This is a genomic window from Arthrobacter sp. HLT1-20, from assembly GCF_054510895.1.
On sequence record NZ_JBTNDR010000021.1, the window covers coordinates 58,409 to 66,846 of the forward strand.

General features: G+C 63.0%; 3 protein-coding genes. All 3 read left to right on the forward strand.

From position 1 onward, the window contains the following. Positions 1-617: 617 nt before the first annotated feature. The 3 genes from gltB to pyk all read left to right on the forward strand — a co-directional run bounded on the left by gltB (position 618) and on the right by pyk (position 8,171). Complete coding sequence (gltB, locus tag ACX80Q_RS12375) at positions 618-5,165, forward strand: glutamate synthase large subunit (protein ID WP_459330831.1); 4,548 nt, start codon at positions 618-620, stop codon at positions 5,163-5,165. After that, positions 5,158-6,612, forward strand: a complete 1,455-nt coding sequence (locus ACX80Q_RS12380; RefSeq protein ID WP_459330825.1) for a glutamate synthase subunit beta — start codon at positions 5,158-5,160, stop codon at positions 6,610-6,612. The genes gltB and ACX80Q_RS12380 overlap by 8 nt, the downstream gene beginning before the upstream one ends. Positions 6,613-6,680: 68 nt before the next feature. Then, on the forward strand, positions 6,681-8,171 hold the full coding sequence (gene pyk, locus ACX80Q_RS12385; RefSeq protein WP_459330826.1) for a pyruvate kinase: 1,491 nt from the start codon (positions 6,681-6,683) through the stop codon (positions 8,169-8,171). Positions 8,172-8,438: the final 267 nt, after the last annotated feature.

Here is an 8,438-nt window from a genome sequence, read left to right on the forward strand (position 1 = left end):
GTGCCCCAGCGGCCCCGCAGGCATCCAGGCCCGCTCCACATATATGCGGTCCGCCGGCTCTTGTGCGCTTTGGCGGCTTGTGGGCGGTTCTTCAACCGCATACAAGCCGCCAAAGCGCACAAGAGGCGAAACTGCAGGCAGGAAACTGATCAAACCACCCGAGACTACGCGAGCCAGACAAGCGCGTTCGCCGAATTCTATTACTGATCATGCATATGAGTCCGCAGGTCAAGATACGCATATCAGCGGTTCCAGCCCCGCTATATAGTAAAAAGCGACCGAAGGGGAAGATTTCACAGCGAAATCTCCTTCCATTGTGCAAATGCACCATGAACCATCCGTTCGTGTGTACTTGCACACTGAATGACGCCCCAATGGGGGTGCCAGTGCGGTCCAGCGGGGAATCGGTGCCAAGGAAACACGTCCGAAACAAAATGGCAGCGACGAATCCCCAAAGAACCACCGTTGAGGAAGATCCGCTTTCCCAACGCCAAGGGCCAGCGTCGTCCCCCACCAAACGCTCTAACAAGGGGAAGGACTTACACGTCGTGACTAAGACATCTGCACGTGACTCCCACCAGCCAGAGGCCATCTCGCCTTTCACCCGTTTTGCTGCCATGCCGGCGCAGGCGGGCCTCTACCGCCCGGACAGTGAAAAGGACGCCTGCGGCCTGGCCGTTGTGGCCACGTTGCGCGGAACCCCCGGCCACGACATTGTGCAGAAGGCCCTCATTGCCCTGCGCAACCTGGAGCACCGCGGGGCCGTGGGCGCTGACGAGGGAACAGGCGACGGCGCTGGCATCCTCACACAGATTCCCGACGAGTTCTTCCGTGCTGTCACAAAATTTCAGCTGCCCGCCCAGGGAAGCTACGCCGTGGGCACCGCGTTCCTGCCCACCGAAGCCGCTGAGCAGGCATCGGCGAAGGCCGGCATGGAAGCCTTGGCTGAAAACGAAGGCCTGGTAGTGCTGGGCTGGCGTGAAGTCCCCGTTGTTGCCGAGTTGGTCGGGGCAAGCGCCCGGGCTTGCATGCCCTACTTCAGCCAGCTCTTCGTGGCTCTTGCCAAGGAGCCGCTGCAGCCACTGGATCCCAGCAGGGCCAACGCCTTGGATGGCAAGGCGTTCAGGTTGCGCAAGCGCGCCCAGCAGAAGTTTGGCGTGTACTTCCCGTCCCTGTCCTCCAAGACCATTGTGTACAAGGGCATGCTGACCACCGCGCAGGTGGAGCCGTTCTACCCGGACCTCTCCGACCCCCGCTTCACCACACGACTGGCCGTGGTGCACTCGCGCTTCTCCACCAACACGTTCCCGTCGTGGCCGCTGGCCCAGCCCTTCCGCACCATTGCCCACAACGGCGAAATCAACACTGTCAAGGGCAACAGGAACTGGATGCGCGCCCGCCAGTCCACCATGGCGCACCGGCTACTGGGTGACACCCCCGAAGAGCTGTTCCCCATTTGCACCCCCGGCGCCTCCGACTCCGCGTCCTTCGACGAAGTAGCGGAGCTGCTCTGGCTCTCCGGCCGCTCCATCACCGAAGCTGTCATGATGATGATCCCCGAGGCCTGGGAAAACCACGCCACCATGGATCCGGCCCGCAAAGCGTTCTACGAGTACCACTCACTGCTGATGGAACCGTGGGACGGCCCGGCCGCCGTGTCCTTCACCGACGGCACCCTGGTGGGTGCCACCCTGGACAGGAATGGTTTGCGTCCGGCCCGGTTCTGGATCACCGACGACGGCCTGGTGGTTCTGGCCTCCGAGGTGGGCGTGCTGGAGATCGATCCGGCCACGATCGTCAAGAAGGGCCGTGTTGCCCCCGGCACCATGTTCCTGGTGGACACCGAAAAGGGTGTGCTCATCAGCGATGAGGACATCAAGGCCCAGGCGGCTGCCGCACACCCCTATGAGGAGTGGGCCAAGGAAAACACCATCCAGCTGGCCGATCTGCCTGAGCGCGAGCACGTGGTCCACCCGGCCGCATCGGTGCTGCACCGCCAGCGCACCTTCGGCTACACCACCGAGGAGCTGCGGATCCTGCTGGGTCCCATGGCCAAGACCGGCGCCGAGCCGCTCGGTGCCATGGGCACCGACACCCCTGTCGCTGTGCTGTCCAAGCGCCCGCGCCTGCTCTTTGACTACTTTGTGCAGCAGTTTGCCCAGGTGACCAACCCGCCGCTGGATGCCATCCGCGAGGAGCTTGTCACCTCGCTGAACACCACCATTGGCCCGCAGGGGAACATCCTCTCCCGCAACAAGGTCCAGGCCCCGCAACTGGCGCTGAATTTCCCCGTGATCGACAATGACGATCTGGCCAAGATCGCCAACATGGAGAATGCCCAGGAAGAGCACATCGCCATGAAGGTGCGTGGTCTTTACAAGTTCGACGGCGGCGAGACCGCCCTGCGTGCCCGCCTCACCGAGATCTGTGAGCAGGTTTCCGGTGCCATCAACCGCGGTGTGCAGTACATTGTGCTCTCCGATAGGGACTCCTCGGCTGTGTGGGCACCCATCCCGTCGCTACTGCTGCTCAGCGCAGTCCACCACCACCTGCTGCGCAGCGCCAACCGCACCAAGGTTTCCCTGGTGGTCGAGGCCGGCGACGTCCGCGAAGTCCACCACGTGGCAGTGCTGGTGGGCTACGGCGCGGCAGCCGTCAACCCGTACCTGGCCATGGAATCCGTTGAGGAACTCATCCGCAACGGTGATGTCACCGGCGTCACCCCCGAGGAGGGTGTGCACCACCTGATCAAGGGCTTGGGCAAGGGCGTTCTGAAGATCATGTCCAAAATGGGCATCTCCACGGTGGCCTCCTACTGCGGCGCCCAGACGTTCGAGGCGCTGGGCCTGTCCCAGGAACTTATCAACGACTACTTCACCGGCACAGTCACCCAGCTGGGTGGCGTGGGACTGGACGTGATCGCCAAGGAAGTTTCCGCCCGCCACATCCTGGCTTACCCGGTCGACGGCGTGGACGTGCCGCACCGCCCGCTCCTGGGCGGCGGCGAGTACCAGTGGCGCCGCGACGGTGAGCCGCACCTGTTCAACCCGGAAACGGTGTTCCGGCTGCAGCACGCCACGCGTGAGCGCCGCTACGACATCTTCAAGAAGTACACCCAGGGCATTGACGATCAAGCCAACAAGCTCATGACCTTCCGCGGCCTGCTCACGTTCAAGGACGGCCAGCGCCAGCCCCTTCCCTTGGAGGAAGTCGAGTCGGTCGCCAGCATTGTGAAGCGCTTCTCCACCGGCGCCATGAGCTACGGCTCCATCTCGCAGGAGGCGCACCAGACCCTCGCCATCGCCATGAACCGCCTGGGCGCCAAGTCCAACACCGGTGAAGGTGGCGAGGACGTTGAGCGTTTGCTGGATCCGGAGCGCCGCAGCGCCATCAAGCAGGTGGCCTCGGGGCGCTTTGGCGTGACCAGCTTGTACCTGACCAATGCGCAGGACATCCAGATCAAGATGGCCCAGGGTGCCAAGCCCGGCGAGGGCGGCCAGCTCATGGCCAAGAAGGTGTACCCCTGGATTGCCGAAACCCGGCACTCCACCCCGGGCGTCGGCTTGATCTCCCCGCCGCCGCACCACGACATTTACTCAATCGAGGACCTGGCGCAGCTCATCTACGACTGCAAGCGCGCCAACCCGAGCGCCCGCGTCCACGTCAAGCTGGTCTCCGAAATGGGGATCGGCACCGTGGCGGCCGGCGTGACCAAGGCCAAGGCCGACGTCGTACTGGTTTCCGGACACGACGGCGGAACCGGCGCCAGCCCGCTGAACTCGCTCAAGCACGCTGGCATGCCCTGGGAACTGGGCCTGGCCGAAACCCAGCAGACGCTGCGCCTGAACGGCCTGCGCGAGCGGGTTGTGGTGCAGGTGGACGGACAGCTCAAGACGGGCCGCGACGTGGTCATCGCCGCGCTGCTCGGTGCCGAGGAATACGGCTTCGCCACCGCACCGCTGGTGGTTTCGGGCTGTGTCATGATGCGTGTGTGCCACCTGGACACCTGCCCTGTGGGCGTTGCCACCCAGAATCCTGAGCTGCGCCAGCGCTTCACCGGCAAGCCGGAATTTGTGGTCAACTTCTTCGAGTTCCTGGCAGAAGAAGTTCGTGAGCTGTTGGCTGAGCTTGGCTTCCGCAGCCTGGAGGAGGCCATTGGTCAGTCGAGCGTGCTGGACATCAAGGCAGCCATGAACCATTGGAAGACTGAGGGCCTGGATTTGAGCCCCATCCTTTCCGATGCTGGTGTGCCCGCCAGTGCCCCCGTTCGTCACCTGAGCAACCAGAACCACGAGCTGGACAAGCATTTTGACCAGCAGCTGATCACCATGAGTGCCGAGGCGCTCAGTGACCGGCAACCCGTGAAGATCAGTGTCCCTGTCATTAACACGGACAGGTCGGTGGGCACCATGTTGGGCTACCACGTGACCAAGACGTTTGGCGTTGACATCCTGGGCCCGGACACCATCGACGTGACCCTGACAGGCCAGGCCGGCCAGTCACTGGGCGCGTTCCTCCCGGCAGGCATCACCCTGCGCCTGCTGGGCGATTCCAATGACTATGTGGGCAAGGGCCTCTCCGGCGGCCGGATCACCGTCCGCCCGGACCGGGCAAACACCTTTGCCGCCGCTGAGAACGTCATAGCCGGCAACGTGATCGGCTACGGTGCCACGAGCGGCGAGATGTTCCTGCGCGGTTTGGTGGGGGAGCGGTTCCTGGTCCGCAACTCCGGCGCCACGGCAGTGGTTGAGGGTATTGGCGACCACGGTTGTGAATACATGACAGGTGGCCGGGCCCTGATCCTGGGGCCCACGGGCCGCAACTTCGGTGCCGGCATGTCCGGTGGGACGGCCTACGTGCTGGACCTTGAGCCCAGCCGCGTGAACAAGAGTGCACTGGATACCGGCGAGCTTTCCCTGTTGACGCTCGACGCCGTCGATACGGACATTGTCCGCTCACTGTTGCAGCGCCACTTTGAAGAAACAGAATCGGATGTGGCCCAGGAGTTGCTGGCTGACTTCCCGGCCACCGTGCAGCGGATGGTGAAAGTCCTTCCCCGCGACTACGCAGCAGTATTGGAGACCCGCTTGGCAGCAGCCGAGTTGGGCGAAGACCCGGACGGTGCAACCGTCTGGCAGAAGATCTTGGAGGTCACCGGTGGCTGATCCGCACGGTTTCTTGAACACCCGCGAACGCATCACTCAGACGCGCCGCCCCGTGCCAGTTCGCATCATGGACTGGAAAGAGGTCTACCAGGCCCAGGAGAAGGGCGTGCTGAAGTCACAGGCGGGCCGCTGCATGGACTGTGGCGTGGCGTTCTGCCACCAGGGCTGTCCCTTGGGGAACCTGATTCCCGAATGGAACGACCTGACGTGGCGCGACAAGGGGCAGGATGCCATTGAGCGCCTGCACTCCACCAACAACTTCCCCGAGTTCACCGGCCGCCTGTGCCCGGCGCCCTGTGAAACGGCCTGCGTTTTGGGCATCAACCAGCCTGCCGTGACCATCAAGCAGGTTGAGGTCTCCATCATTGATGAAGCCTTCAACCAGGACTGGGTGCACCCGCTGCCCCCGGCCCGGCTCACGGGTAAGACCGTCGCCGTCGTCGGCTCAGGACCTGCAGGACTGGCCGTGGCACAGCAGCTCACCCGCACCGGCCACACGGTTGCCGTGTACGAGCGGGACGATCGGATTGGCGGTCTGCTGCGGTACGGCATCCCCGATTTCAAGTTGGAGAAGGAAAGCGTTGACCGCCGTGTGGAGCAGATGGTGGCCGAGGGCACCCGCTTCCGCACCGGCGTCGAGGTTGGCAAGGACATTGGCTGGGAAGAACTGCGCCGCCGCTATGACGCCGTCGTCGTTTGCACCGGCGCCACTGTGCCGCGCGATTTGCCCATCCCGGGACGCAATCTGTCCGGCGTACATTTCGCCACGGACTATCTGGTGCAGGCCAACAAGTTTGTTGCAGGGGACGAGGTTGCCGGTCAGATTGACGCCCGTGGCAAGCACGTGGTGATCCTGGGCGGCGGTGACACCGGTGCTGACTGCCTGGGTACCGCGCACCGGCAGAAGGCGGCCTCCGTGACAACGTTGGCGATCGGCCAGCAGCCGGCCGTGGATCGTCCCGCGTCTCAGCCCTGGCCCACGTTCCCGAACCTGTTTGAGGTGGCCAGCGCGCATGAGGAAGGCGGCGAGCGGACCTACCTGGCCTCGACCGTGGAATTCCTGGGCGAAAACGGTGTGCTGACCGGGCTGAAGATTGCCCAAACCGAGTACGTGGACGGGCGCAGGGTCCCCAAGGAGGGCACTGAGCGGATCATTCCGGCTGACCTGGTGTTCCTGTCCCTGGGCTTCACCGGTCCGGAGACGGCCGAACTGACCCACCAGCTGCCTGTGACCTTGGATTCACGGTCAAATGTGAACCGTGACGGCTATTACATGACGAGCCGTGACGGCGTATTTGCAGCAGGCGATGCAGGCCGCGGCCAGTCGCTGATTGTGTGGGCCATTGCTGAGGGCCGGGCGTGTGCTGCGGCGGTGGACAAGTTCCTCATGGGGGAGACGTTCCTGCCGGCGCCCGTCTCACCTAGCGACTCAGCTATCAGTGTCTAGTGGCAAAGCGATAGGCTGGTTCCGGGCACCACAGATTTCTACTGTTAACCACACACGAGGTAGGTACATTGAGACGCGCAAAGATTGTTGCGACTTTCGGGCCGGCTATTGCCAGCTATGAAAACACACTTGCGGTACTGGAGGCGGGCGTCAACGTAGCCCGCATGAACATGAGCCACGGCGATTACACCGTGCACCAGAACACGTACGACAACGTTCGTAAGGCCGCTGCATCCTTGAACAAGCCGGTTGCCATCATGGCCGACCTGCAGGGGCCCAAGATCCGTTTGGGCCGCTTTGCCAATGGCGAGGGCTACGACCTGGCCGTGGGCGACGTCTTCACCATCACCACCGAAGACGTTCCGGGCACCAAGGACATCTGCTCCACCACCTTGAAGTCCCTCACCGAGGACGTCAATGTTGGCGACATCATGCTGATCGACGACGGTAAGGTTTCGGTTCAGGCCACGGCCGTTGACTCCGTGAAGGTTGTCACCGTTGTGACGGTGCCGGGCAAGGTCTCCAACAACAAGGGCATCAACCTGCCCGGCGTTGCTGTGAACGTCCCCGCCTTGAGCGAAAAGGATGAGGACGATCTGCGCTGGGCCCTGGCCTGCGGCGCTGACCTCATTGCCCTCTCGTTTGTGCGCGATGCTGCCGACATCACCCGCGTGCACGAGATCATGGATGAGGCCGGCCGCCGCGTGCCCGTCATCGCCAAGATTGAGAAGCCGCAGGCTGTTGCCAACCTGGAAGCCATTGTTGACGCGTTTGACGCCATCATGGTTGCCCGTGGCGACTTGGGTGTTGAATTGCCGCTGGAAGATGTGCCGCTGGTGCAGAAGAAGTGCGTTGAAATGGCACGCCGCTGGGCCAAGCCCGTCATCGTGGCCACCCAGGTCCTGGAATCCATGATCGACAACCCGCGCCCCACCCGCGCGGAGGCTTCCGACTGTGCCAATGCCGTGCTCGACGGCGCCGATGCAGTCATGCTCTCCGGCGAGACAAGCGTTGGCAAGTTCCCGATCGAGACCGTCAAGGTCATGGCCCGCATCATTGAGGCTGCCGAAGAGGAAGCCGGCATGAAGCTGATCCCGAAGTTGGGATCGGACCCGAAGACCCGCGGTGGCGTTATCACCGCCGCGGCCGTGCAGATCGCCGATCAGCTCGATGCCAAGTACATTGCAACCTTCACGCAGTCAGGTGACTCGGCCCGCCGTTTGTCTCGTCTGCGCCCGAAGAAGCAGGTCTTCGCGTTCACTCCCGAAGAGCAGGTTCGCAACGAGCTGGCACTGACCTGGGGCATTGAGCCCGTGTTGGTTCCCATGGTTGCCCACACCGACGCCATGACCGAGCAGGTTGACTCCACCTTGTTGGAGAAGGGCCTGGTTGAGCCGGGAGATTTGGTTGTCATTGCAGCCGGTTCCCCTCCCGGACAGGCCGGTTCCACCAACCTGGTCAAGGTGCACAAGGTTGGCGACATCGCCGATCTTGGCAAGAGCGAAGCCGGTGTGCGCGTGAACAAGGAAAAGATTGGTCCCTGGCCCACCGAGGCCTAAGCCCATTCTCTGACTGATTTTGCTTGACGTGGGGCGCCCTGCCCGTTGGAAACTGAAAAGTTTCTAAGCTGGCAGGGCGCCTTGTTGTTTAACTCACGTTAAAGCGCGACGGCGGCGCCCACCTTTTGGTGAGCGCCGCCGTCGTTGATAAGCAGTGGGAGGGCGTGGGGACTGATATGTGGGAACTTTTGTCAAGAGGCATCGGTGTGCGGCTCCCATCTTTTTTGGTGGGGGCCGCTTTCTTGGGTGCTTTCCGGGTGTGGCGGT

Bases quoted from the DNA above. Each gene is read 5' to 3' on its own strand.
- gltB (WP_459330831.1), top strand. From the start codon at position 618: ATGCCGGCGCAGGCGGGCCTCTACCGCCCGGACAGTGAAAAGGACGCC.